The sequence below is a fragment of the Burkholderia sp. E168m22 genome, from assembly GCF_001319805.1.
In the GTDB taxonomy this organism is placed as follows: domain Bacteria; phylum Pseudomonadota; class Gammaproteobacteria; order Burkholderiales; family Burkholderiaceae; genus Burkholderia; species Burkholderia orbicola.
On sequence record NZ_BBSK01000072.1, the window covers coordinates 1 to 23289 of the forward strand.

Annotated in this window: 22 protein-coding genes; 10 read left to right on the forward strand and 12 right to left on the reverse strand. The window is 68.6% G+C overall.

What is annotated here, in order from left to right:
* The 5 genes from AP428_RS16605 to AP428_RS16625 form a co-directional block, all read right to left on the reverse strand.
* Positions 1 to 798, reverse strand: a 798-nt coding sequence (locus AP428_RS16605) for an AMP-binding protein (protein WP_236596390.1), incomplete at its 3' end; no start/stop codon positions are given.
* A gap of 194 nt (positions 799 to 992) precedes the next feature.
* A complete protein-coding gene (locus tag AP428_RS16610; protein ID WP_011547056.1) occupies positions 993 to 2879 on the reverse strand; it encodes a sigma-70 family RNA polymerase sigma factor in 1887 nt (628 codons plus the stop codon).
* A complete protein-coding gene (locus AP428_RS16615; protein ID WP_011547057.1) occupies positions 2863 to 3177 on the reverse strand; it encodes a high-potential iron-sulfur protein in 315 nt (104 codons plus the stop codon). The genes AP428_RS16610 and AP428_RS16615 overlap by 17 nt, the downstream gene beginning before the upstream one ends.
* A gap of 98 nt (positions 3178 to 3275) precedes the next feature.
* Positions 3276 to 4472, reverse strand: a complete 1197-nt coding sequence (locus AP428_RS16620) for a c-type cytochrome (RefSeq protein WP_041489356.1) — start codon at positions 4470 to 4472, stop codon at positions 3276 to 3278.
* Positions 4473 to 4551: 79 nt separating this feature from the next.
* On the reverse strand, positions 4552 to 6273 hold the full coding sequence (locus AP428_RS16625; RefSeq protein WP_011547059.1) for a methanol/ethanol family PQQ-dependent dehydrogenase: 1722 nt from the start codon (positions 6271 to 6273) through the stop codon (positions 4552 to 4554).
* Between the two features lie 431 nt (positions 6274 to 6704).
* Here AP428_RS16625 and AP428_RS16630 point away from each other — a divergent pair, with 431 nt between their 5' ends.
* Entirely contained in the window at positions 6705 to 9038 is a 2334-nt protein-coding gene (locus AP428_RS16630) for a TonB-dependent receptor (RefSeq protein ID WP_011547060.1), read from the forward strand.
* A 69-nt stretch (positions 9039 to 9107) separates the two neighbouring features.
* Here the strand turns inward: AP428_RS16630 and AP428_RS16635 are convergent, their stop codons facing one another.
* Entirely contained in the window at positions 9108 to 10124 is a 1017-nt protein-coding gene (locus AP428_RS16635) for an alpha/beta fold hydrolase (RefSeq protein ID WP_011547061.1), read from the reverse strand.
* A gap of 314 nt (positions 10125 to 10438) precedes the next feature.
* On the opposite strand from AP428_RS16635, the gene AP428_RS16640 reads away from it, so the two are divergent.
* The 7 genes from AP428_RS16640 to AP428_RS37795 all read left to right on the forward strand — a co-directional run bounded on the left by AP428_RS16640 (position 10439) and on the right by AP428_RS37795 (position 16246).
* Entirely contained in the window at positions 10439 to 12481 is a 2043-nt protein-coding gene (locus AP428_RS16640; RefSeq protein ID WP_011547062.1) for a sigma-54-dependent Fis family transcriptional regulator, read from the forward strand.
* A 317-nt stretch (positions 12482 to 12798) separates the two neighbouring features.
* Entirely contained in the window at positions 12799 to 12873 is a 75-nt protein-coding gene (pqqA, locus tag AP428_RS35315) for a pyrroloquinoline quinone precursor peptide PqqA (protein WP_006485436.1), read from the forward strand.
* 61 nt (positions 12874 to 12934) lie between these two features.
* The gene (pqqB, locus tag AP428_RS16645) at positions 12935 to 13858 is read left to right on the forward strand and encodes a pyrroloquinoline quinone biosynthesis protein PqqB (RefSeq protein ID WP_011547063.1); all 924 of its coding nucleotides are present in this window, start codon (positions 12935 to 12937) and stop codon (positions 13856 to 13858) included.
* Positions 13859 to 13860: 2 nt separating this feature from the next.
* The gene (gene pqqC / locus AP428_RS16650; protein WP_011547064.1) at positions 13861 to 14580 is read left to right on the forward strand and encodes a pyrroloquinoline-quinone synthase PqqC; all 720 of its coding nucleotides are present in this window, start codon (positions 13861 to 13863) and stop codon (positions 14578 to 14580) included.
* A complete protein-coding gene (pqqD, locus tag AP428_RS16655; RefSeq protein ID WP_006480620.1) occupies positions 14577 to 14858 on the forward strand; it encodes a pyrroloquinoline quinone biosynthesis peptide chaperone PqqD in 282 nt (93 codons plus the stop codon). The genes pqqC and pqqD overlap by 4 nt, the downstream gene beginning before the upstream one ends.
* A 1-nt stretch (position 14859) precedes the next feature.
* Positions 14860 to 15999, forward strand: coding sequence for a pyrroloquinoline quinone biosynthesis protein PqqE (gene pqqE / locus AP428_RS16660; RefSeq protein ID WP_011547065.1), 1140 nt, complete (start codon positions 14860 to 14862; stop codon positions 15997 to 15999).
* A 154-nt stretch (positions 16000 to 16153) separates the two neighbouring features.
* Complete coding sequence (locus AP428_RS37795; RefSeq protein WP_374039667.1) at positions 16154 to 16246, forward strand: hypothetical protein; 93 nt, start codon at positions 16154 to 16156, stop codon at positions 16244 to 16246.
* Positions 16247 to 16264: 18 nt separating this feature from the next.
* On the opposite strand, the gene AP428_RS16665 is transcribed toward AP428_RS37795, so the two are convergent.
* Positions 16265 to 16603, reverse strand: coding sequence for a helix-turn-helix transcriptional regulator (locus AP428_RS16665; RefSeq protein ID WP_011547066.1), 339 nt, complete (start codon positions 16601 to 16603; stop codon positions 16265 to 16267).
* Positions 16604 to 16681: 78 nt separating this feature from the next.
* On the opposite strand from AP428_RS16665, the gene AP428_RS16670 reads away from it, so the two are divergent.
* Together AP428_RS16670 and AP428_RS16675 are read left to right on the forward strand one after the other, a co-directional pair.
* Entirely contained in the window at positions 16682 to 17581 is a 900-nt protein-coding gene (locus AP428_RS16670; RefSeq protein WP_011694824.1) for a hypothetical protein, read from the forward strand.
* Between the two features lie 207 nt (positions 17582 to 17788).
* The gene (locus tag AP428_RS16675; protein WP_011547068.1) at positions 17789 to 18019 is read left to right on the forward strand and encodes a hypothetical protein; all 231 of its coding nucleotides are present in this window, start codon (positions 17789 to 17791) and stop codon (positions 18017 to 18019) included.
* Between the two features lie 161 nt (positions 18020 to 18180).
* Here AP428_RS16675 and AP428_RS16680 read toward each other — a convergent pair whose 3' ends face one another.
* The 5 genes from AP428_RS16680 to AP428_RS16700 form a co-directional block, all read right to left on the reverse strand.
* The gene (locus tag AP428_RS16680; RefSeq protein ID WP_006480624.1) at positions 18181 to 19068 is read right to left on the reverse strand and encodes an alpha/beta hydrolase family protein; all 888 of its coding nucleotides are present in this window, start codon (positions 19066 to 19068) and stop codon (positions 18181 to 18183) included.
* A gap of 96 nt (positions 19069 to 19164) precedes the next feature.
* A complete protein-coding gene (locus tag AP428_RS16685) occupies positions 19165 to 19905 on the reverse strand; it encodes an alpha/beta fold hydrolase (RefSeq protein WP_011547069.1) in 741 nt (246 codons plus the stop codon).
* Positions 19902 to 20708 carry a DinB family protein gene (locus AP428_RS16690; protein WP_011547070.1) on the reverse strand — a complete coding sequence of 269 codons (807 nt, stop codon included), beginning with the start codon at positions 20706 to 20708 and terminating at the stop codon, positions 19902 to 19904. Before AP428_RS16690 ends, AP428_RS16685 begins: the two co-directional genes overlap by 4 nt.
* A 95-nt stretch (positions 20709 to 20803) precedes the next feature.
* Positions 20804 to 21235 (reverse strand): YciI family protein, encoded by a 432-nt coding sequence (locus AP428_RS16695; RefSeq protein ID WP_011547071.1) that lies wholly within the window; start codon positions 21233 to 21235, stop codon positions 20804 to 20806.
* Between the two features lie 159 nt (positions 21236 to 21394).
* Positions 21395 to 23164 carry an ATP-binding protein gene (locus tag AP428_RS16700; protein WP_011547072.1) on the reverse strand — a complete coding sequence of 590 codons (1770 nt, stop codon included), beginning with the start codon at positions 23162 to 23164 and terminating at the stop codon, positions 21395 to 21397.
* Between the last annotated feature and the right edge of the window lie 125 nt (positions 23165 to 23289).

Here is a 23289-nt window from a genome sequence, read left to right on the forward strand (position 1 = left end):
GTCGGTCAGCTCATGCATCCATAGGTCGCGCTCCGCATGCCAGTCGATCTTGCCGCCGGTGCGGCGATAGACGATCACGCTTTTGACCGCTTCGCAGCCGCCCAGCGCGATCGCCTCGTCGGCGATGCTCTTGAGCGGCAGCGTCTTGCCGCCGCGCGCCTGTTCGTCGGCGGTGATCAGCGCGACCGCGCCGACGTCGACGAGCCGCTCGTTCAGCGATTTCGCGGAGAAGCCACCGAACACGACCGAGTGGGTCGCGCCGATGCGCGCGCAGGCCTGCATCGCGACGATGCCTTCGATCGACATCGGAATGTAGATGACGACGCGATCGCCCTTGCCGATCCCGCGTTTCTTCAGCGCATTGGCGAAGCGCGACACGCGCGCGAGGAGATCGGCATAGGTGACGCGGGTGACGGTGCCGTCGTCGGCCTCGAAGATCACCGCGACGCGCTCGCCGTTGCCGGCTTCGACGTGGCGGTCGAGGCAGTTGTACGACGCGTTCAGCTCGCCGTCGTCGAACCATGTGTAGAACGGCGCGTTGCGCTCGTCGAGCACCTTGGTGAACGGCTTGTGCCACGTAAGGCCTTCGCGCGCGAGGCGCGCCCAGAAGCCTTCGTAATCCTGCTCGGCCTCGGCGACGAGCGCGCGGTAGGCCGGCATGCCGGAAATGGTCGCCGTCTTCTCGAGCGCCGCGGGCGGCGCGAACTGACGGGTTTCGTGAAGAACCGATTCGATCTTGGACAAGCGTGTCTCCATGCGTTCATGTGATTCCTGACGGCGCTCGGGAAAACGCAACATGCATGCCAGTTGCGCGACTGGTATGCGCTGGCGGCGAAAGTCGCGACGGCCGGGCGTGTGGTGCTCGACCTGATTGGTCGCGCTGTATCGCGGACGGTCGCGCGATGCCGTGTGGCGTTCAGAAATGCAGCAGGTCGTGTTGCAGTCCTGAGCAGTTGGGGCGAGCCGGCAGATGGTCGCGCGGCACCGCCGCGTCAGGCGAGCAGCGAGCGAAGCGCCGGTGCGTGCCTGAATTGCCGGATGCGTTCGAGCGCCGATACCTCGAGCTGACGAACGCGCTCGGCCGACAGGTTCAGTTGCCGGCCGATCTCGCGCAGCGAATATTCGTTGTCGACATCGATGCCGTACCTCAGGCGAAGAATCCACGCCTCGCGTACCGGGAGGCTGTCGATCAGCTCGGCAACCGCCGCACGCAACTGACCGGCGCTCGCGGCTTCTTCCGGCGTCGGCGCGTCGGGGTCGATCGTGACGTCGCACAACGTGAGGTCGTGATCGGGCGAAACCGGCAGGTCGGCGGAGATCGGCTCGCGCACGATGCTCATCAGCTCGCGCACCTTGTCGACCGGCAGCCGCATCTGCGTGGAGAGCGCCCGCGCGTCGGCGACGTCGCCGGTGCGTTGCCGATGGAGTCGCGCGAGCCGCGACAGTTTGTTCAGTGTATCGACCGTATGCGCGGGCACGCGTATCGTGCGGCCCAGATCGGCCAGCGCGTGCGTGATCGCCTGCCGGATCCACCACGTCGCATACGTCGAGAATTTGAAGCCGCGCCGGTGATCGTAGCGATCGACGGCCTTCATCAGGCCGATATTGCCTTCCTGGATCAGATCGGAGAACGGCAGGCCACGATCGGCATAGCGTTTGGCGACCGACACGACGAGCCGCAGATTGCTCTGGAACAGCTTCGTTCTCGCGGGTTGCATCGCCCGCTCGATACGCGCGAGCCGCGCATCGAGCGCGATCGCGATGTGGAGCGGCAGCGCAGACTGGCCGGAGAGGCGAGCGAGCGCGCCGCGCGCGTCGATCAGCGCCGGCGCGTGGCGGGCGAGCGCGGCGGCGCAGTCAGGGTGCGCGGCGCGGCAGGCGTGTAGCCATGCGCGTACGTCGTCGCACGGCGTGAAGAGGTCGTGGCGCGCGGATTCGGCACGTATGCCCGCGGCGGCCAGCGTATCGACGAGTCGTTGTTCGAACGTACGTGCCCGAGTCGCACGCTCGCCGTTCGCTTGCCCGATCCGTTCGATCGCGCGCGAGGTGAAGCGGATGCGGCCGGTCGACGCCGTAGCCTCGCGCAGCAGCGTCCGGTAAGCGGCCGACGCGAAACCGTCGGCATGCAATGCACGCTGCATCGCGGGCGCCAGCGCACCGACACGTTCGAGCGCGTCGACGACCGTATCGCGCCACGCCGGGCTGTCGAGAGAAAGATCGGCGTCGTCGTTGGGCGCCGGTGATTCGATGGCCGGAGCGTCGGGCAACGTCGCCGGTGCACTTGCAGGCGATTCGGCATCGCCGGCGAACCCCGTCACGTAAACCGACGCCGCCACCTTGCCGGCACGAATGTCATCCGCGAGCGCCGCGACGGCGGCGAGTGCCGCCGGATCGCGGCTCAACGCGTCGATGCACGCCGCGCGGCCGCTTTCCAGACGCAGCGCGAGCGCGATCTCTTCGTCGCGTTCGAGCAGCGGCGTCGCGCTCATTTCCCGCAGATAGAGCCGGATCGGATCGTTGGTGTGGCCCGCGAGCAGATCGTCGGCCGGGAGCGGCGTCGATGCGTCGGCGAGCGGCGACGCGACTTCCGTCACTTGCGCGAAATGACGATCGAGCGTCCATGCGGTATGCGCGCCGGTATGCTCGCGCACGTCGATGCCGAGCTCGCGCAGCATCGACGCGGCGGCGTCCGCATCCGCGCCGTCGGTCGCGTCGTCGGGCAGCGCATCGGCGATTTCACCGTGCGTCACGTAGCCGCGATCGATGCCCAGCGCGATCAGCGCATGCAGATGCGCGGCGCGGTCGGCGTGGGCGCCGCGACACGGCGACGGCGCGCCGTCGCGTTCGCGTGCGGGCCCGGCGTCAAGCGAGCTTGGCATAGACGTTGCACCAGCCTTCCGCGGCAACCGTCTTGCCCGCGAACATCGGGCACGTGCCGGAGGATTCGCCCGCGGCGGCCTTGTAGAAGCGGCAGTTCGAGCACGTCTGGCCGGCCTGGTACTTCGGGAACTTGCCGGCGTCGACGGTCGTCGCCTTGGCGCGGTAGCCGAGCGTCTTCGCCGCCGCGTCGTTTTCGTCGACGGGCGGGGCGGCGGCGAATGCGCGCGTGCCGGCCGCGAGCGCGGCGCACAGGCCGGCGGCCTGCACGAAGAAGGTTCTGCGATGACGGGAGATCATGATGCGGTCCTGAATGAAATGAACGGAAAAAGCCCGGCCCGCGCGCCGGGCAAGCTGCCCGGCACGGCGGTCGATCGAAACGAAAGAGGGTGGAGCGGTTACTTGCGCGGCCCGGCGATCAGCGGCGCCTTCGACGCATTCGCGATCTCGGCGGTCAGCTTGTTCTTCGACGCGTCGTAGCCGTTCGAATAAAGCAGGAACGCCATCAGATCCTCGTATTCCTGCGCGGACATCTTGCCGGGGCGATCGGCCGGCATGTTGCTCGACATGTACAGGAAGATGCCGCCGACCGTGATGTGCGACTTGCCTTCGGGCGCGAACGATTCCCCGCTCAGCGCGGGCGCGGTATTGCCCTCGAGCTGGTCGCCGTGGCATTTCGCGCACGCATCGCCGTAGAGCTTCTTGCCATGCTGCACCTGAGCCTGGTCGAACGACGGGACGCCGCCGCCTTCGCTCGTCGACACCTTGACGAAGCCGGGCCGCTGCGCGGACGCGATCGCGCCGTCGAGAAACCGGCCGGGCACGCGCGAGGCGGCGGCTTGCGCGATGCCGTCGGGCAGCGTCCAGCCGCGCGTGAGCGACGCGAGGCGGCCGTTGCCGCTCAGTTGCGACAGCGTGGCGTCGATGCGCTGTTGCAGCGCGTCCTTGCCTGGCCCGAACGCGAACGACAGTTGCCAGTCGGAGTACGGCGACGACGTCGCCGCCACCTGGAACCGTTGTTTCGGGTGCGCACGCTCGTATGCGACGACGCTCGGATACCAGACGATCGCGCGCTGCGCACGGCCCGCGGCGAGCGCACCGATCGTTTTCTCGCTCGTGTTCTCGAGGTCGAAGCGGGCGTTCGTCTGCTGCGCGGCGATCAGTTGCGACGGGCTGCCGTAGGTGGCCGCGATCGTTTCCTTCGCGCCGGACGGCGCGGGCGCATCGCGCAGCGACACGCTGACGTAGCCGGAGCGCAGATAGCCTTGCGAGAACGTCATCTTCGATCCCGACGCATCGGCGATCGCGGAGCGCGGGAAGCCGGCGATCACGTCGCAGTCGCGTTCGAGCGATTTCGTCAGCTCGCTGGCGGAGATGCCGTCGTCGTCGCCGTTGTCGTCGACGCCGCGTGTGTTGAAGGTCGCGGCGATGCCCGCGGTGCGGAACACTTCGCGCGCGACGGAGCGATCGAGCGCCGTGGTGGGGCTGCCGGGCAGCGTGCAGACGCGCACGCCGGCCGATGCGGTTGCCGGTGTCAGCACCACGCCCACGGCGAGCAGACTGGCGACGGTAACGGAAGTGAGGCGAGTATTCATGGTCGGTGTCCGGTTGAAGCGGGTGGGGCGTCGCGCCCGCATCGGGCGCATGCGGGCGCGACTCGGGCGTGGCGCCGGGTCAGTTGAGCGCGAACACGTAGAGCGTGCCGCCGCGCGGAACGTCCTTCGCGATGTCGGCCATCGGGCCGCCCCAGATCGGGTTCGCGCCGCCGTAGCCGGCGAGCACCGCGACATACTCCTTGCCGTCGACTTCATACACCGACGGCTGCGAGATGATGCCGCTCGCCAGTTGCGGGCTTTCCCACAGCACCTTGCCGGTCGCCGTGTCGAACGCGTACAGGTGGCCGTCGAGCGAGCCGCTGAACGCGAGGCCGCTCGCGGTGGTCGCGACGCCGCCGTTCCACGGCTTCTTCGACCAGTGGCTCCACAGCTTCTTGCCGGTGTTCACATCGATGGCCGTCAGTTCGCCGTAGCCTTCGCTGCCCGGCTCGGGCTTGATCTCGAAGCCTTCGCCGAGATACGGCAGGCCTTCCATGTAGCTGACCGACTTGCCGGTCAGGCTCATGCACGCATGCAGCGCCGGCACGACCGCGATGTTGCGTTCCTGGTCGTACGAGATCGACCACCAGTTCTTGCCGCCGAGGAAGCTCGGGCACGTTTCGATCGTCGTGCCGGCCTTCGGGAACTTCGATGCGTCCTGGATCGGCTTGCCGTCGTCCGTGTAGCCGGTGACCGACAGCGCCTTCACGAACGGCGTCGCGTAGATCAGCTTGCCGGTCGTGCGGTCGATCGCGTGGAAGAAGCCGTTGCGGTCGGCGTGGATGATCGCGTCGTAGTCCTTGCCCTTGTACTTGATGTCCGCGAGGACGGCCGCGTTCACGCCGTCGTAGTCCCACGTGTCGTTGTTCGTGTACTGGTAGTGCCACTTCAGGTTGCCGCTCTTCGCATCGAGCGCGAGCAGCGAGTCGGAATACAGGTTGTCGCCGGGGCGCAGCGCCGCGAGCCACGGGCCGGGGTTGCCGACCCCCCAGTACAGCGTGCGCGACGCGGCGTCGTAGGTGCCGGTGAGCCACGCGGCGCCGCCGCCATGGCTCTGCATGCCGTCGGGCCAGGTTTCCGCGCCCTTTTCGCCGGCGGCGGGGATCGTGTAGCGTTTCCAGACCTGCGAGCCGTCCTCCGGATTCAGCGCGGCGATGTAGCCGCGAATCCCATATTCGCCGCCGGACGTGCCGACGACGATCGCGCCGTCGATCGCGAGCGGCGCGAGCGAGAACGCGTAGCCGAGGCCCGGCTCGAACATCTGCTTCTTCCACACGAGCGTGCCGGTCTGCGCGTCGAGCGCCGCGATTTCGCCGTTCAGCATCGCGATGTAGACGTTCTTGCCGTACAGCGCGACGCCGCGGTTGACGACGTCGCAGCACGCGGTCTTGAACGAGGCCGCGCCGAGCTTCGGCTCGTATTTCCACAGCTGCTTGCCGGTCTTTGCATCGAACGCGTAGACGTTGTCCTTCGGCGTCGTCACGAACAGGTAGTTGCCGTTGACGATCGGCGTGGCCTCGAAGCCCTGCTTCAGGTCGGCGGGGAACTTGTACGCCCACACCTGCTTGAGATCCTTCGCGTTCGACGTGTCGATCTGCTTGAGCGGCGAATGCGAGCGGCCGTCGTAGGTGCGGTAGTAGGTCAGCCAGCCCGGGTCGCCGTGTGCATCGGTCAGGCGCTGGTAGGTCACGGCCGGGTAATCCGCGGCCGCTTCGACGAGGCCGGGGTTCAGCGCGACGGCGGCCGCCACCGCGATGCCGATCGTCGCCAGCCGGCTCGCTGAAGCCGAGAGTTTCTTCATGGTTGTCTCCTGGGTCATTGTGGTCGCACCGCCGCGAACGTTGCGTCGCGCCGGCACGGTTGGGGTTTCCGGGCCGAGTGCACTGCCCGTTACGCAAGTCGCATGCCATCGCGGCCGGAAGCCGGTGCGGCGCGGCACGCGGACGCATCGCGGGTGATGCGCCGAGCGACGGTGCGCGTCATGACGTCGACGCAGGTGTTGCATTCAGGTACACCGGCGCGCGCGAAGTGTTGCCAAACATGACAGGTGGTGCAGTCCGCGGGACAGCGGCGAATCGGTCGCACGCGTGCCGTTCCGAAGCGATGTGCGGCGCAGCGCGCGCTGCTCGTGCTCGCGGCGCTGGCACGGTTCTCGCACGCCGGTGTCGCGACAACCCGTCGCCGCGCGGTGCATCGCACGGCCCGGCGAAATACAAGTGCGGAGACAACGGAATGATCAGGAGACCAAAGGCCGCCGGATGGTACGGCGCGATGCGGCGTGGCCGGCGTGCGCGATGCGTTGGCGTGACCGTTGGCACGTTGGCGCTGTTCGGCCTGCCGCCCGGCAGCGTGCGCGCGCAGCAGCAGCCCGACGGCGGCGCGATCGCGCCGGCCGAGCCGCCGGCCATCGTGCTGCCCGCGGTGGTCGTCGTCGGCACGACGCCGCTGCCCGGGATCGGCACGCCGCTGTCGAAAGTGCCGGCGAACGTGCAGAGCGTGCGTGCGACGGAGCTCGACGCGCAGCACCGCGCGACGCTCACCGATTTCTTCGCGGCGAACCTGCCGAGCGTGACGATCTCGGACGCGCAGGGCAACCCGTATCAGGCGGACGTCAACTATCGCGGCTTCACCGCGTCGCCGCTGCTCGGCACGCCGCAGGGGTTGTCGGTGTTCGTCGACGGCGTGCGCGTGAACGAGCCGTTCGGCGACGTCGTGAACTGGGACATCCTGCCCACGCAGGCGATCGACCGCGTGCAGCTGATTCCGGGCTCCAACCCGGTGTACGGGCTCAACACGCTCGGCGGTGCGCTCGCGATCACGACGAAGAACGGCAGGTCGAACCCGGGCGGCGAAGCGGAGGTGTCGGGCGGCTCATGGGGCCGCAAGACCGCCAGCGTCGAGCAGGGCGGCACGATCGGCTCGAACCTCGACTACTACGCGACCGCGAACGTCGCGAACGACGGCGGCTGGGCCGACCATAACGCGAGCCGCGTGCGGCAGGCGTTCGGCAAGCTGCGCTACACTGATGCGGACACGACGCTGTCGATTGCCGCGGGCGGCGCGGACAACACGCTGTCCGGCACCCAGACGATCCCGCGCTCGTTCCTCGACAACCGGAAGCAGGCGTATACGTATCCGGACCGGAACCGCAACAGCGCCGGCTACCTGACGCTGTCGGGCGAGCGATTTTTCGGCGAACACGTCGAGCTGAGCGGCAACGCGTACTACCGGCACCTGCGCAACACCAACACGAGCAGCAACAACAATACGGACTACGGATCGGTGGACGAGGACGGCACGGTCGACACGGTGCAGGGCAGCAATGCGCAATCGACGATCGTCACCGACAGCTACGGCGGCAGCGTGCAGCTCACGCTGCTCGGCAAGCTCGGCGGGATGGCGAACCGGCTGGTCGCGGGCGTCTCGGCCGATGTCGCGAATTCGAGCTACGTCGCGTCGTCGCAGGACGCATCGTTTACCGATGCGCGCGCGGCGATCGGCATCGGCGATTTCGTTCCGCAGACCAGCGCGAAGACGCGCAATGCGAACGTCGGTGTGTACCTGAGCGATGCGCTGTCGCTGACGCCGCACTGGACGCTGACGCTGTCGGGCCGCTACGATTGGTCGAAAGCGCGGATCGGCGACGAGAGCGGCGTGCAGCCGCTGCTCGACGGCAGCCATGTGTTCTCGCGCTTCAACCCGGCCGTCGGGCTCAACTGGAACCCGGTGCCGGGCTTCACCACCTATGCGACGTACAACGAAGGCATGCGTTCGCCGACCGCGATCGAGCTCGCGTGCGCGGACCCGGCCGCGCCGTGTTCGCTGCCGAACGACTTCATCGCCGACCCGGCGCTCAAACCGGTGATCTCGAAGACGTTCGAGGCCGGCATGCGCGGCCGCATCGGCGGGGCGACGACCTGGAGCGCCGCCGCCTATCGCACGACGCTGACCGACGATATCCAGTTCATCAGCAGCCCGGCCAGCGCGCAGGGCTACTTCCGCAACGTCGGCGATACGCGGCGGCAGGGTATCGAGCTCGCTGGCCGCACGCGGGTCGGCCCGCTCGGTGTCGGGCTGTCGTACAGCTATGTCGACGCGACCTACCGCTCGTCGTGGACCGAACACAGCCCGGCGAATTCGGCGGCCGACGCGAACGGCAACGTGACCGTCAAGCCGGGCGACCGCATCCCCGGCATTCCCGCGCATACGGTGAAACTGCGGCTCGACTACGCGGCGACGCCCGCGTGGGACATCGGCGCGAACGTGACCTGGCGCGGCGGCGTGTACGCACGCGGCGACGAGAACAACGGGGACGTGAACGGCCGGATCGCGGGCTACGTGCTGGTCGATCTCGACATGCGTTACCGGATCACGAAGCGGTTCGAGGTGTTCGCGAGCGTGACGAACCTGCTCGACAAGCGCTACGCGAGCTTCGGCGCACTCGGCCAGAATTTCTTCAACGGGCCGAACCATACGTTCGACGGCGCCCATCCGGTGAATGAGCAGTTCGTCGGGCCGGGCGCGCCGCGCGGTGCGTGGGTCGGCGTGCGCTATGCGTGGGATTGAGCGGCGCGTGGCCGTGTGTGGCGCGCTTGCATGTGTCGTCGCGTCATGACACGAGCGAGTGCGGGGCCGTTACGTGAGCGGCACCGTCGCGAACATCGCATTGACGGCGCGTGCGACGCTGCGCGCCAATGCCGGGTCGCTTGCGAGATGCCCGGCCTGCACGCGTTCGATTTCCGCTTCGGGTGCGGCCCGCGCGAGGCGTTCGACGTTGCCGACCGGGCAAACGGGATCGTGCATCCCGTGCGCGGCGAACAGCGGCACGCGCGCCTGTGCGGCCCGTCGCGCGAGCGCGAGCACGCGGCGCTCGCCGAGCCAGCAGTCGTGTTGCAGGTAGTGCGCCTGGACCCGGTATTTGTCGATCAGACGGCCGACGGTCTGGTTCGAACGGACCGCATGCACGGGCGAGCGGCGCGTGCGTGCCGATGCGAGGATCGCGCTTTCGTATGCGTGCCACGCGAGCGCCACTGCGCGCTGGCGGGCTGTGTTCGCGCCGGGGCGCAGCCCGGCAGCGCAGCGTGACAGCAGGTGATCCGGCCGGCCGCCGCCGGCCGCTGCATGCAGGCGCCGCCATTCGCGCGGCGCACGCGTGCGGGAAGTCATGAAGAGCCCGCGGACTTCGCGTGGCGACGTCAGGAACAGCCCGCGCAGCACGACGCCCGTCACCCGCGCCGGATGCGTGCCCGCATACGCGAGCGCGAGCGCGGCGCCCCACGAGCCGCCGACGACGCCCCAGCGGGCGATGCCGAGCTGCTCGCGCACCGCCTCCAGATCCGCGATCAGCCGCGCGGTGTCGTTGTGGCGCGTGCCGCCGCGCGGCCCCGACGCGCCCGCGCCGCGCTGATCGACGAGCACGACGCGCACGCGGGTGAGGTCGAACAGCCGCAGGATGCCGGCCTGGCTGCCGCTGCCGGGCCCGCCGTGCAGCACGACGACCGGATGGCCCTGCGCGGCGCCGGCCACGGCGAAGGCGATCGATTGCGCGTCGCGGTGCAGGCGCCTGTGTACGGGCGGGGCCGGTGACGCCGGCGTATCGGGCAAGGCCCGCGGCGCGAGCGATGGCGTGGATCGAGTCGGGCGACGCGTCATGTCTGTCGATAGGGTTCGGAAGGGGGAACTTTCGGCGGCCGGACGGTGGCCGGGCCTGCCCTGCGACAAAGCGAGAAGCGCGCCAGAAGCGCGCCCGCCGCGAAGATCCGGATTCGCACGGGTAGTCACGCGTCGGGAAATCACGGTATCACGAAGGCAGGCCGTCGCCTGACGCGACACGCCGCCGCTGCGCCCGGTCGATTCATTACATCGTCCTTTCAGTTTCGTTGCGTGGCGCCAGCGTGGCCCGATGCTTGCTTGCAGTGACGGCAAAGAGTCCGGCAGTTGACCGGAAGGATCCCCCGGAGGAGACAATGCGCGATGACGTAGAGCAGGCGGCCGGGTCACGGGCCGCGCATCCCGCCGGCTGGCCCGCGCCGTCGATCCAGAAGGCCCATGAGCGCTCGGAGACGTTCGGCCTGCAGGTATCGGCGCGGCCCGACTACGACGTGCTGTCGAACGCGGCGCTGGTGCTCAAGCGCGAGCAGAGCCGGGTGCTGTGCGTACACGCGATGCCGGTGATGGAGACGCTGCACGAGCAGATCGTCAACACGCAGAGCATGATCGTGCTGACCGATGCGGAAGGGCTGATCCTGCATTCGATCGGCGACGACGATTTCCTGCGCCGCGCGGAGAAGGTCGCGCTGCGCCCGGGCGCGAACTGGGCGGAGAACCGGCAAGGCACCAACGCGATCGGCACGGCGCTGGCCGAGCTGTGCCCGATGGTCGTCCACGGCGACCAGCACTTCCTGGCCGCGAACCGCTTCCTGACCTGTTCGAGCGTGCCGATCCTCGATCCGTACGGCGACGCGATCGGCGTGCTCGACGTGACGGGCGACCACCGCAGCTATCACCAGCACACGATGGCGCTCGCGAAGATGTCGGTGCAGATGATCGAGAATCACCTGTTTACGACGACCTTTCAGGAAACGCTGCAGGTGTCGTTCCATGGCCGCCCCGAATTTCTCGGCACGCTGATGGAGGGGATCGTCGCGTTCACCGCCGATGGCCGCTTCCTGTCGGCCAATCGCAGCGCGCAGTTCCAGCTCGGCATGCCGCTCGCCGCGCTGCGCGCGCACACGCTGTCGTCGCTGTTCGACGTCACCAGCGCCCAGCTGATCGACCGCATGCGCGCGAGCACCGACCGGCACCTGATGCTCAATCTCGGCAACGGCGCGGTGGTCTGCGCGCGCGTGCACTTCCGCCGCGCGACGCTCGCCGAAGGCAGCCGGCCGACGGACGTCCACGACGCGGGCGCGCCGGCCGCGCGCGCGAACGCGGTGCCCGCGCCGGCGGCGGGCACGTCGGCCGGCCTGTCGCGGCTCAACTATCTCGACACCGGCGATGCGCAGGTCGCCAGCGTGATCGCGAAGGTGCGCAAGGTGATCGGCAAGGACATCCCGATCCTGATCACCGGCGAGACCGGCACCGGCAAGGAACTGCTCGCGCAGGCGATCCACAACGACTCGCCGCGCCGCGACGCGCCGTTCGTCGCGGTCAACTGTGCGTCGATTCCGGAGACGCTGATCGAGTCCGAGCTGTTCGGCTACGAGGAGGGCGCGTTCACCGGCGCGCGCCGCAAGGGGGCGATCGGCAAGCTGCTGCAGGCGAACGGCGGCACGCTGTTCCTCGACGAGATCGGCGACATGCCGTATCCGCTGCAGGTGCGGCTGCTGCGCGTGCTGCAGGAGCGCCTCGTCAACCCGCTCGGGTCGACGAAGACGATCGCCGTCGACATCGCGATCATCTGCGCGACGCACCGCGACTTGCGCGAGATGATCGCGCAGAACCGTTTCCGCGAGGATCTCTACTACCGGCTGAACGGCCTCGTGGTGCGCCTGCCGCCGTTGCGCGACCGCACGGATCTCGCGGTCGTCGTGCAGAAGATGCTGCAGCGCGAAGCGTTCGCGGGCCCGGGCCGGCCGCCGCTGTCGGTGGCGCCGGACGTGATGGAGTTGTTCGTGCGGTGCACGTGGCCGGGCAACTTCCGCCAGCTCGGCAACCTGCTGCGCACGGCGGCCGCGATGGTCGACGACGACGGCGAAATCCGGCGCGAGCACCTGCCCGACGACTTCTTCGACGACCTGCGGCGCGGCGATGCGCACGTCGGGCACGCAGGGCAGGCGGCGCCCGATTCGCCTGCCGCGGCGAGCGCCGGCCCTTGCGTCGCGGACGCGTTGCCGCCCGCCGACGCGCGCCTGCAGGACGTCGCCGCCTCCGCGATCGCCGCCGCGCTCGCGCGTCATGGCGGCAACGTGTCCGCCGCGGCGCGCGCGCTCGGCGTCTCGCGCAACACGATCTACCGGAAGATGCCGGCCGCCGACGCGGGACGCCAGCCGTCGTCCGACGAAGACTGACGCGCGCGGCCGTCGCGCGGTGCGCGACCTGTCACAGCCGGTGTGTCAACTTGCAACACCGGTGTTCAACGATTCAACACTTGTGACCACTCGCGGACATCGTGCCGCCGGGGTGGCGGACCGCATTCGCGCGGATCGTGTCGGCTATTCGTAAGGATTCCGCCTCGATGCCCGGATGGCGGCCGTCTACCGCCGCCGCGCCGCCGCAATACGCGTTCGGCACGCTCCTTGCTGAATAGAAATCGACCGCTCGCTTGCCGCGGTCGTTCGATTCATCCGGCAACGCATCAACTCATCAACTCAACAGGAGACACACCATGCAGTGGACGACACCGTCTTACACCGACCTGCGCTTCGGCTTCGAAATCACGATGTACATCGCCAACCGCTGATCGCCGTGCGTGCCGCCCGCTTCGCCGTGGTCGGCGCGGGCGGCCTCGGGAGCTGACGCCCATGAAGATCAAGATACTCGGCTCGGGAGCCGGCGGCGGGCTGCCGCAATGGAACTGCAATTGCGCGAACTGCCGTCGTGCGCGCAGCGGAAGCGGCCACGTGCTGTCGCGCACGCAGTCGTCGATCGCGGTCAGCGACGACGGCGTCGACTGGGTCCTCGTCAATGCGTCGCCCGACATTCTTTCCCAGTTGCGCGCGGCGCCGGACCTGCAACCGGCGCGCGCGATCCGCGACAGCGGCATCGCCGCCGTCGTGCTGTGCGACGCGCAGATCGATCACGTGACGGGCCTGCTGATGCTGCGCGAGCGTTCGACGCCGCTGCCGCTCTACGCGAGCGCGCCGGTGCTCGACGACCTGTCGACCGGCTTGCCGCTCGTGCCGCTGCTCGGCCATTACTGCGGCGTCGCCGCGCACACGATCGTGCCCGGCGAGCCGTTCGCGGTGCCGGCGGCGCGCGGCATCCGTTTCACCGCGATCGCCGTCGACAGCAAGCCGCCGCCTTATTCGCCGCGACGCGCGTCGGCCGCGCCCGGCGACAACATCGCGCTGTCGATCGAGGACGTCGCGAGCGGGCGGCGCGCGTTCTATGCGCCGGGGCTCGCGTCGGTCACCGACGACGTGCGCGCGGCCATGGACGGCGCCGATCTCGTGCTGGTGGACGGCACGTTCTGGACCGGCACCGAGATGATCGATCTCGGCCTGTCGGGCAAGCACGCTTCGGACATGGGGCATCTCGCGCAGTGCGCGGAACCCGGGCAGCCCGGCATGATCGACTGGCTCGACACGCTGCCCGCGCGCACGCGCAAGGTGCTCACGCACATCAACAACACGAACCCGATTCTCGATCCGCATTCCGTCGAGCATGCGCACCTGCGCGCGCACGGCATCGACGTCGCGCACGACGGCATGCAATTCCAGGTCTGACGATGAACGCACCGATCCCCGCTACGGCGTTGCACGCGACGCCCTGGACCGCGACCGAATTCGAGGCGCGCCTGCGTGCGCTCGAATCGCGCTATCACATTCATCATCCGTTCAACCGGCGGCTCAACAGCGGCGCCTGTTCGCCCACGCAGATCCGCGGCTGGGTCGCGAACCGCTTCTACTACCAGATCTGCATCCCGCTCAAGGATGCGGCGATCCTGTCGAACTGCCCCGACCGCGAGACGCGGCGCCGCTGGATTCAGCGGCTGATCGACCACGACGGGCAGGGCGACAACGCAGGCGGCATCGAGGCGTGGGTGCGGCTCGGCGAAGCGTGCGGCCTGACGCGCGACGAGCTGTGGTCGCTCGAACACGTGCTGCCGGGCGTGCGTTTCGCGGTGGATGCGTATGTGAACTTCGCGCGGCGCGCGCCCTGGCAGGAAGCCGTGTGCTCGTCGCTGACCGAGATGTTCGCGCCGCAGATCCATCTCGACCGGCTCGCGGGCTGGCCGTCGCATTACCCGTGGATCGAACCGGCCGGGCTGCATTACTTCCGCAGCCGCGTGCCGCTCGCGCAGCGCGACGTCGAGCATGGGCTCGCGGTGACGCTCGCGCATTTCACGACACCGGACGCGCAGCAGCGCGCGCTCGGCATTCTGCAATTCAAGCTCGACATCCTGTGGTCGATGCTCGACGCCGTCGAAAAGGCCTACCCGTTATGAACGCGATCGAAGCCGCCAGCGGCGTGCCGCTGCGCCCCTGCCTCAGGGGCATGTACCGCCTGCAATGGGAGGCAGCCCAGGATGCGTACGTGCTGCTCTATCCGGAGGGCATGGTCAAGCTGAACCCGAGCGCCGGCGAGATTCTCGCGCGCTGCGACGGCACGCGCGAACTGGACGACATCATCGGCGAGCTCGAACGCCTGTTCATGCAATCGGATCTCGCGACCGACGTGTACCGTTTTCTCGATCATGCGCGACTGCGCGGCTGGCTCGACTGACATGACGCCCGATACTTCCCGTCCGTCCGCGCCGCTGTGGCTGCTCGCGGAACTCACGTACCGCTGCCCGCTGCACTGCGCGTTCTGCTACAACCCGGTCGACTTCGCGACGCACGGCGCGGAACTCGATACCGATGCGTGGCGCACGGTCATCAGCGACGCACGCGCGCTCGGCGCCGCGCAGATCGGCTTCTCGGGCGGCGAGCCGCTGCAGCGCGGCGACCTCGAGACGCTCGTCGCGCATGCGCGCGGGCTCGGCTTCTATACGAACCTGATCACGTCGGGCATCGGGCTGAACGTCGCGCGCATCGAGCGGCTCAAGGCCGCCGGGCTCGACCACATCCAGTTGTCGCTGCAGGATTCGACGCGCGAGCTAAACGATTTCTTGACCAGCACACGCACGTTCGAACTGAAGCGCGACGTGGCGCGGCTGATCAAGGCGCACGGTTACCCGATGGTGCTCAACTGCGTGCTGCATCGCTACAACCTGCCGCACGTGGGGCAGATCATCGAGATGGCGCTCGATCTCGGCGCCGATTACCTGGAGCTCGCGAACACGCAGTACTACGGCTGGGCGATGCTCAATCGCGACCAGTTGATGCCGACCGTCGAGCAGGTGCGCGAGGCGGAGGACACGGTCAACCGCTATCGCAAGCTGATCGGCGAGCGTTGCAAGATCCTGTTCGTCGTGCCCGACTATTTCGAGCGCCGCCCGAAGGCCTGCATGAACGGCTGGGGCTCGGTGTTCCTCGGCGTCGCGCCGGACGGTACCGCGCTGCCGTGCCATGCCGCGCGGTCGCTGCCGGGGCTCGCGTTGCCGAACGTGCGCGACCGTTCACTGCGGGACATCTGGTACGACAGCGACGCGTTCAACGCGTTTCGCGGCGACGACTGGATGCGCGAGCCGTGTCGTACGTGCGACGAGCGGCATGCGGATCACGGTGGTTGCCGGTGTCAGGCCTACCTGCTGGCCGGCGACCCGCGGGAGGCCGATCCGGTGTGTGCGAAGTCCGCCCATCACGGTCAGGTCGAACAGGCCGTGCAGTTCGCGCGACGTCGTGCGCCGAGCGACGAACAGCCGCTGGTTTTTCGCAGCAAGGAGAATTCGCTCGCGCAATGCGGCGCGGCGTGCGATTGCTGACGAGGCGCGGTCCGGGCGACGGCAGGGGCGACGGCAGGGGCGAACGCGGCACCGCGCTCGTCGAACCGGAAACCGATGCGGCCGGGTGGTCGCCGCGCGTGTCGCTGCCGCCGGCAGCGGCTATCCGCGCCTCGATGCCGCGGCGCGCGATGCGGTGCTGGCAAGCCGCTGCGCCGCGCATATAGAAAACGGCGCGCCGACGCCGATGCGAGCGCGCGTGCCGATCACGTTCAATCTTGATGAATGACCGGGTACGTTGCCGCGATTACCCGTCATCCGCCTTCGCCTGCAAATCCTTCAGCCCCTGAATCACGACCAGCAGCGCGCGCCCGTGCTCGTCCGAGCCGTCCCACGCGTCGACGATCGCGTCGCGCAGCAGGTCGTTGTACCGGCGGCGCGACGGCTCGGTGTCGACCCCATAGAAACTGCATAGCTTGTTGAATGGCGCGCTACGGCGCAGCCGGTGCCCGTTCGACAGCCGAAGGCGCGATACGGTGGGCTGGCTGACCCCGGAAAGTCGCGCGATTTCGCTGGACGAGCGTGTGTCTGCCATCAGGCGGCGCAACAGGTCTTGAACGGGAAAATCCTGGTCCGGGGCTTCCATGCGATGCATTATACCTATACAGTTACGGCTGTTGAATGGGCTTGCTGTCAGCAGCGAGGCTGTATCCCGAGAAAGTTGATGACACTGAAACACCTCCCTCCCACGTTCTGCTGGACCAAGATCGGTACCGAGTCCGGCGAGGAACTGCCGACCGTCGTGCTCCGCAAGGAATGGGAGCGCCGGCTCGGGGGCGGGCGTTTTCTGTGGGGCATCAACCAGCCGCTCGGCAGCAGCGCGCAGGTCGCCGCGCATCGCACGGGTTCGTTGCTCGCACTGTTTTCGCCGGTCGCGTCGCGTCCGCGTGCGGGCGCGCGCAAGGACGCGCTGCTGTGGAATGCGTGGGTCGACGCCAGCGGGCAGGTGCGGCCGTTGCCGCCGCATACGTTCATCGCCAGCCGCTCGACGTTGCCGTCGGGCCGGCGTCGCGAGCAGCACTACGCGCTCGTGTGCGCGTCGTCCACCGCGCTGACGGTCGGCACGCAGTTGCGCGTGTTTCCCGACCACCTGCGCAGCGTGAGCACCGGCAAGCCGCTGGGCGCCGCGCAAGGGGCGGCCGTGGTCGACTGCATCGGGCGGGCGAAGGAGCAGACGGGCAAGAGCTATCCGCTCGCGCTGTCGGTCGAGCTCGAGGCGCCGTATTTCGTGCGGCTTGCGCAGCCGTGCGTGCTGAAGGCGCGCGATCTCGCGGAAGTGAACAAGGCCACGCGCGCGGGCGATTTCGATCGCTTCGTCGAGCTGGTCGCGCGCCTGCGCGGCCGTTCGCCGACGGATGCCGTGCGCGGCGTCACGCGCGATCTGTTCGACGTGCCGCCGCTCGAAACGGCCGCCGCGTATGTCGCGCCCACGCATGTCGCGCGCCTGCGCAACCGGCCCGCGGCCGAGCATCCGCGCGATCTCACCGGCGATCTGTTCGACCTGTCGCCGGGCGAAGCGGCCGCGTTCGCGGGGTTGGCGCATCCGCGCGTCGGGCGCGCGTGACGCCACGCACGACGCCGTTCGCGCAAGAATTTGTTGCAATCTCGCCGTAGCGGATCGGCGAGCGCGGAGCGACAATCGGCACGAAGCGCGCGGTGCGGCGGCCGATGCGTCGACACGCGGCGGCTCGTGGTTCACGCCGCCGACATGCGTACCACGCACACTGAGCGTCGGCGTGCTTCACACTGCAATCCCGAGGGAGGAGTGTCGATGTCGACCCACATCTGTTCGCCGGAAGCACAGGCCGCACAACGCTTCGTCGAAGCGACGCGCAACGTCGACCAGGCGTTTCGCGCGGTGCGCGGCGAAAGCGACGACGACGGCTCGTCGGCCGAATACGCCCGCGCGATGTCGCGTCTCGATCGCGCGCTCGACGAGCTGGCGCGTGCGCAGGAATTCTTCGATCGCGTCGTCGGCGCGGACACCACGCACGGCAACTGACGGCTTCGTCGTTTCTCTTTTCGCGCGTCGGGCGGCGCGCGTTCATCTTCTTGCCGGGGTGTGTTGCCCGACGTGCCGGTCCATCATCCCGTTTCGATTTTCAGGCCTGGCAGCCTGCGACCGGATAGCGGCCGCTGTAAGGGCTAAAGGCTAGCCGTGCGTCAGCCCGCGCGAGTCATGCCCGGCGCGGACGGCGCGGCACGAGACGCGTAACCGCGATGCTGGAACGACGTCGCGAAGAACCGCATCTGGTAGCGGATCGCATTCGCCCAGTAATCCCACGTATGGCCGCCCGGGCGCTCCGCATAGTCGTGCGGCACGCCGAGCGCGACGAGCCGTTCGTGCAGCGTGCGGTTCGAGTCGACGAATGCGTCGTCGCGGCCGCAATCGATCGTCAGGTCGAGATGCGCGCGCACGAACGCCCGCGCGCTTTCGGCGATCACGTTGCGGTTCCAGAACGACGGATGGCGGTCGGGATCGCCGAACACGTGGGCGATCCCCGGCTCGTCCGTGCAGCAGCGCGGATCGACCGCGCCGCTGATGCTGCCGACCGCGCCGAACGTCTCGGGCCGGTCGAGTGCGATGCGCAGTGCGCCGAAGCCGCCCATGCTGAGCCCGGTGATCGCGCGCGCATGCTGGGTGGCGATCGTGCGGAAATGCAGGTCGACATAGGACACGACTTCATCGCCGACGAAGGTCTCGTAGCGGCTGCCCGAATCGAACGGGCTGTCGATGTACCAGCTTTCGTGTCCGCCGTCGGGCATCACGAGGATCACGTGATAACGGTCGGCGAGCGCGGCGATGTGCGTGTTCGACGTCCAGTCGGTATGGTCGCCGCCCGAGCCGTGCAGCAGATAGACGACGGGGTAACGCTCGCCGTGGTTGTCGCGCGCGTAATCGTCGGGCAGCACGATGGTGGCCTTGAGCGTTTCGCTCATCGCGGCGCTCGGAATCGCGACGACCCGCGCGTGAAAGGCGAAGGCAGGGCTCGTGACGGCGAGCAGCAGAAGCAGCCAGAAAGTACGTGCCAGGCGCATCGATCCTTGCATGTGTCGATCCAGTCCGGCCGGATGCCGGGAAAACCCTGTTCCGGCGACTCTAGCAACCGCGCCTTTCAACCATATTTCGGCGAATCCTACGGGTTGTCAGGCAGACGGCTCGCCTACGATGCGTTCGAGGGTGGCGCGCAATGCGTCGGGCCGCTCGGCCGCGATCAGGTGCCCGCAGCCGGCGATCGTGTCGAAGCCGGCGCAGCGTGCGAGCGCGAAGGCCGGCACGTGCCAGCCCGCGCGCGAGCGTTCGCCGGCGATCAGCCACACGCGATGACGGTCGAACACCTGTGCGAGCGCCGGCAGGTAGCCCGCATCGCCGGTCGTGTCGACCACCGAGCGGCCCATCGCGCGCAGCGTCGATGCCGGCTGATGCGCGAGCCAGCGGCGTGCGTCGTCGAGCTGGCCCGGCGACGGTGCGTCTATCGCGCCGCGCAGCCAGTCGAGCGGGGCCGCGCGCAGGCCGTCGAGCATTGTGTCGGCTTCGCCGGGCGTCATGCGGCCGACCGATGCCGACCAGAACGCATCGTCGAGCGTGAAGTTGCCTTCGACGTTGACGATGCGCCGCACGCGTTCGGGGTGCGCATGCGCGAACAGCATCGCGATCGCGCCGCCGACCGAATGGCCGACGACATCGACCGGCTGCATCCCGAAGTGCATCTCGACGGTTTGTCGCACATGCTCGACCTGCGCGGCAAGCGAGATCGTGTCGGGCGGCGCGGCGCGATGCACGCCGTAGCCGAGCAGGTCGGGGCGCAGATGCGGGCCGTTCCATCCGCGCACGTCGAACGTGCCGATGAAACCGTGAATGAAGACGACGGGCGTGGGCTGGATCATGCGGCGTGTGCTGAAGGAAGCGGCGGCAATTCGAGTTCGGCGAGCAGTTCGTCGAGTTCGAGCCCGTGCGTGCGATCGTGGTCGAGCAGCTCGCGCACGAGTTCGTCGAGCGACATGCGGCGGATGCCGTCGCGCAGTCCGCAGCGTGCGAGTTGCGCCGGCTCCAGCGCGGCCGCGGTGGCGCACAGCGCGGCGCGCCCGCTGACGAACGCCGCGACGGCGAGATCGAGCGGCTGCGCGAGGTAGTCGCGTTGCGCGGCGAGCGCGGTGCCGTCGACGGACTCGATCACGGGCAGCTCGGCCCTGCGCACGGCGTCGATGCGCGCGGCGAACACCGCATCGAGATCGCGCAGGTGGCACGCATGTTCGACCAGCGAGAAGCCGGTGCCGGCCGGGCGGCGCGTGGCCAGCGCGGCCGGCACATGCGCCGCATAGGCGGCGAGCCGGGCCGGCATGCGCGCCAGCGCGGCGACGACGTCGGCGAACGGCAGCCGGTGCGGGCACGCGCTGAACACCGCGCCATAGCTGAACAGCGCACCGCCGAGCCGGCCGCGCGCCTGCACGACCTCGTGGCCGCGGCGGCGCATCACGTCGGCGACCATCGCGCCGCAGAACTGGCGGGCCGTCGTGTCGGTTTCGATTTCGGGGAATTTGTGCGCGATCTCGTCCTGGATCGCGCCGATCGCGGCGACGCCGACGCGCGACAGCGCCGCGAACTCGAGATAGCGCTCGGGCTGCTCGATCAGCGCTTCGAGCTGGGCGCCGAGCGGGGTCGAGCGGAAACGGTCGAAACGGGAATGCATGACGAGCCCTGGTCAGTAACGTATCAAAACGATACGTTACTGACCAGGGCTCGTCAACCGGCTCCTCCGGGGCGTGTGCGCCGCCGGCCTGCCGCTCAGCGCTGCTGTCGGGCGTCGACTTCCGCACGCATCCGCGCTTCCTGCTCGCGCAGCTCCGGCGTGAATGCGTCGCCGAAATCCTCCATCTCGAACAGCGGGCGGATCTCGATGTCGGAGTCGCCGGGCATCGGGTTCGGGCAGCGCTTCACCCATTCGACGGCTTCCTCCATCGATTTGACCTGCCAGAGCCAGTAGCCGGCGACGAGTTCCTTCGTTTCGGCGAACGGACCGTCGATGACCGAGCGGTTCTTGCCGGAAAAGTGCACGCGCTTGCCGTGGCTGCTCGGGCGCAACCCGTCGGCGGCGAGCAGGATGCCGGCTTTCACGAGTTCTTCATTGAAGCGGCCCATTTCAGCCATGAGTTCGGTGTCGGGCATTTGGCCGGATTCGGAATCGGCGGTGGCTTTGACGATGACCATGACGCGCATTGTCGTTTCTCCTTGAACGGGAATAGGGCGTTTGCCGGCGGTACGACGGCAAAACGATCGGTTACGACAACACGACGCGCGACGGCGACGGGAATCGACATCGCGGGCAAAAAATTCAGCGGCGGTCGAAATCGCGAAAGGCGCCGTATCGGCGATGCGTCATGCCGCGTCGGCCTGCTGCGCATCGAGCACGCTGCGAATCCGGGCCGCGAGTTCGTCGCGCCGGTACGGCTTGCCGAGCAGCATCACGCCGGGGTCGAGCCGCCCCGCGTGGAAGATTTCGTCGCGCGTATAGCCGGACGTGAACAGCACCGGCAACGGCGGCTTGCGCAGCGCGGCGCGGCGTCCGAGTTCGCCGCCCTTCACGCGGCCCGGCATGATCACGTCGGTAAACAGCAGATCGATCGGCGTTTCGCTGTCGAGCACGCGCAGCGCGGCTTCGCCGTCGGACGCCGTGATGACCTTGTAGCCGAGCTGCGCGAGCATGTCGACCACCGTCAGCCGGACATCCGCATCGTCCTCGACGACGAGGATCGTTTCGCGGCCGCGCACCGCGTCGTGCTGCGGCGTGCGGGCAGGTTCGTCGGCTGCCTCGTGGCAGCGCGGAAACGTGAGGCGCACGGTGGTGCCCTGGCCGGGCGTGCTGTCGATCGACACGTGGCCGCCGCTCTGCTTGACGAAACCGAACACCATGCTGAGCCCGAGCCCGGTGCCTTCGCCGTCCGGCTTGGTCGTGAAGAAGGGTTCGAAGACCCGTTCGAGCACGTCGGCCGTCATGCCGATGCCCGTGTCGGCGATCTCGAACGTCACGTATTCGCCGGGCGGCATCGTTGTGCCGCGCGTGCCGGCCGCGTGGCCGGGCTGCGTGCTGTTGTACGCGGCGATCGTCAGCGTGCCGCCGCCGCGCATCGCATCGCGCGCATTGATCGCGAGATTCAGCAGCGCGTTTTCGAGCTGGTGCCGGTCGGCGAGCACGTTGCCGACGTCGGGCGCCAGCGCGGAGACGATCCGCACGGTTTCGCCGAGCGCGCGGTGCAGCATCTCGTTCATGCCGTCGATCAGCCGGCACGGGTTCAGCGTGGTCGGCGCAAGCGGCTGGCGTCGCGCGAACGCGAGCAGGTGCGACGCCAGTTGCGCGCCGCGCCGCACGGCATTGTTCGCGTTCTCGATCCGCGGCTGCGCGCTCGCATGGGCGCCGAGTTCGACGGAGAGGATCTGCAGGTTGCCGCTGATCACCTGCAGCACGTTGTTGAAGTCGTGCGCGATGCCGCCGGTCAGGTTGCCGATCGCTTCCATCTTCTGGGCGTGACGCAACTGCTCCTCGATCGCCGCACGCTCGGCGATCGCGTCGGTCACGCGCTGTTCGAGCGTTTCAGTCAGCTCGCGCAGCTCGGCATTGGAGGCCTGCAGCGCCGCTTCCGCGCGATCGCGATGGCGCGTGGCGAGCACGCGCTCGGTGGTCTCGACCACGACGGCGAGCACGCCGCCCGGTGCACCCTCGTCGTCGGGCAGCGGGCTATAGTGCAGATCCATCCAGACATCTTCCGGGCGGCCGCTGCGCAGCAGCACGAGGGCCTTGTCGCGATAGGACAGCGTGCCGCCGGCGAGGCAGGTGTTCATCACGTTTCGGTTGAAATCGGCGACTTCGGGCCAGCCGAGTTCGACCGGCTGACCGAGCAGATACGGGTGACGGCCGCCGGCGAATCCGGCATACGCGTCGTTGTAGATCATGTAGCCGGGGCGGCCCCACAGCATCACCAGCGGCAGCGGCGAGGCGAGCACGGTGCGGACGGCCGCGACGAGGCTGGCGGACCAGCCGTCGAGCGGGCCGAGCCCGGTGGCCGACCAGTCGAATGCGGTAATGCGTCGGGCCATGTCGCCCTGCCAGCCGGGGCAAGCGTGATGCTGCGCGAACAACTCGACATGCATGGAAGCGCTCCGATGAGGACATGCGGCCGCGGGCGGTGCGGCAGGTCGCGTAAGCGGGCTCCATTTTAAAGCAGATCGATTCGCGCGGCCGCTGTCACGGAGCGCCTCGGCAAAGCTGGTATGCT

Bases quoted from the DNA above. Each gene is read 5' to 3' on its own strand.
- pqqB (WP_011547063.1), top strand. From the start codon at position 12,935: ATGAAGATCAAGATACTCGGCTCGGGAGCCGGCGGCGGGCTGCCGCAA.
- AP428_RS16610 (WP_011547056.1), bottom strand. From the start codon at position 2,879: ATGCCAAGCTCGCTTGACGCCGGGCCCGCACGCGAACGCGACGGCGCG.
- pqqE (WP_011547065.1), top strand. From the start codon at position 14,860: ATGACGCCCGATACTTCCCGTCCGTCCGCGCCGCTGTGGCTGCTCGCG.
- pqqD (WP_006480620.1), top strand. From the start codon at position 14,577: ATGAACGCGATCGAAGCCGCCAGCGGCGTGCCGCTGCGCCCCTGCCTC.
- AP428_RS16635 (WP_011547061.1), bottom strand. From the start codon at position 10,124: ATGACGCGTCGCCCGACTCGATCCACGCCATCGCTCGCGCCGCGGGCC.
- AP428_RS16640 (WP_011547062.1), top strand. From the start codon at position 10,439: ATGCGCGATGACGTAGAGCAGGCGGCCGGGTCACGGGCCGCGCATCCC.
- AP428_RS16630 (WP_011547060.1), top strand. From the start codon at position 6,705: ATGATCAGGAGACCAAAGGCCGCCGGATGGTACGGCGCGATGCGGCGT.
- AP428_RS16675 (WP_011547068.1), top strand. From the start codon at position 17,789: ATGTCGACCCACATCTGTTCGCCGGAAGCACAGGCCGCACAACGCTTC.
- pqqC (WP_011547064.1), top strand. From the start codon at position 13,861: ATGAACGCACCGATCCCCGCTACGGCGTTGCACGCGACGCCCTGGACC.
- AP428_RS16695 (WP_011547071.1), bottom strand. From the start codon at position 21,235: ATGCGCGTCATGGTCATCGTCAAAGCCACCGCCGATTCCGAATCCGGC.
- AP428_RS16625 (WP_011547059.1), bottom strand. From the start codon at position 6,273: ATGAAGAAACTCTCGGCTTCAGCGAGCCGGCTGGCGACGATCGGCATC.
- AP428_RS16620 (WP_041489356.1), bottom strand. From the start codon at position 4,472: ATGAATACTCGCCTCACTTCCGTTACCGTCGCCAGTCTGCTCGCCGTG.
- AP428_RS16700 (WP_011547072.1), bottom strand. From the start codon at position 23,164: ATGCATGTCGAGTTGTTCGCGCAGCATCACGCTTGCCCCGGCTGGCAG.
- AP428_RS16680 (WP_006480624.1), bottom strand. From the start codon at position 19,068: ATGCAAGGATCGATGCGCCTGGCACGTACTTTCTGGCTGCTTCTGCTG.
- AP428_RS16615 (WP_011547057.1), bottom strand. From the start codon at position 3,177: ATGATCTCCCGTCATCGCAGAACCTTCTTCGTGCAGGCCGCCGGCCTG.
- AP428_RS16685 (WP_011547069.1), bottom strand. From the start codon at position 19,905: ATGATCCAGCCCACGCCCGTCGTCTTCATTCACGGTTTCATCGGCACG.
- AP428_RS16665 (WP_011547066.1), bottom strand. From the start codon at position 16,603: ATGGAAGCCCCGGACCAGGATTTTCCCGTTCAAGACCTGTTGCGCCGC.
- AP428_RS16670 (WP_011694824.1), top strand. From the start codon at position 16,682: ATGACACTGAAACACCTCCCTCCCACGTTCTGCTGGACCAAGATCGGT.
- AP428_RS16690 (WP_011547070.1), bottom strand. From the start codon at position 20,708: ATGCATTCCCGTTTCGACCGTTTCCGCTCGACCCCGCTCGGCGCCCAG.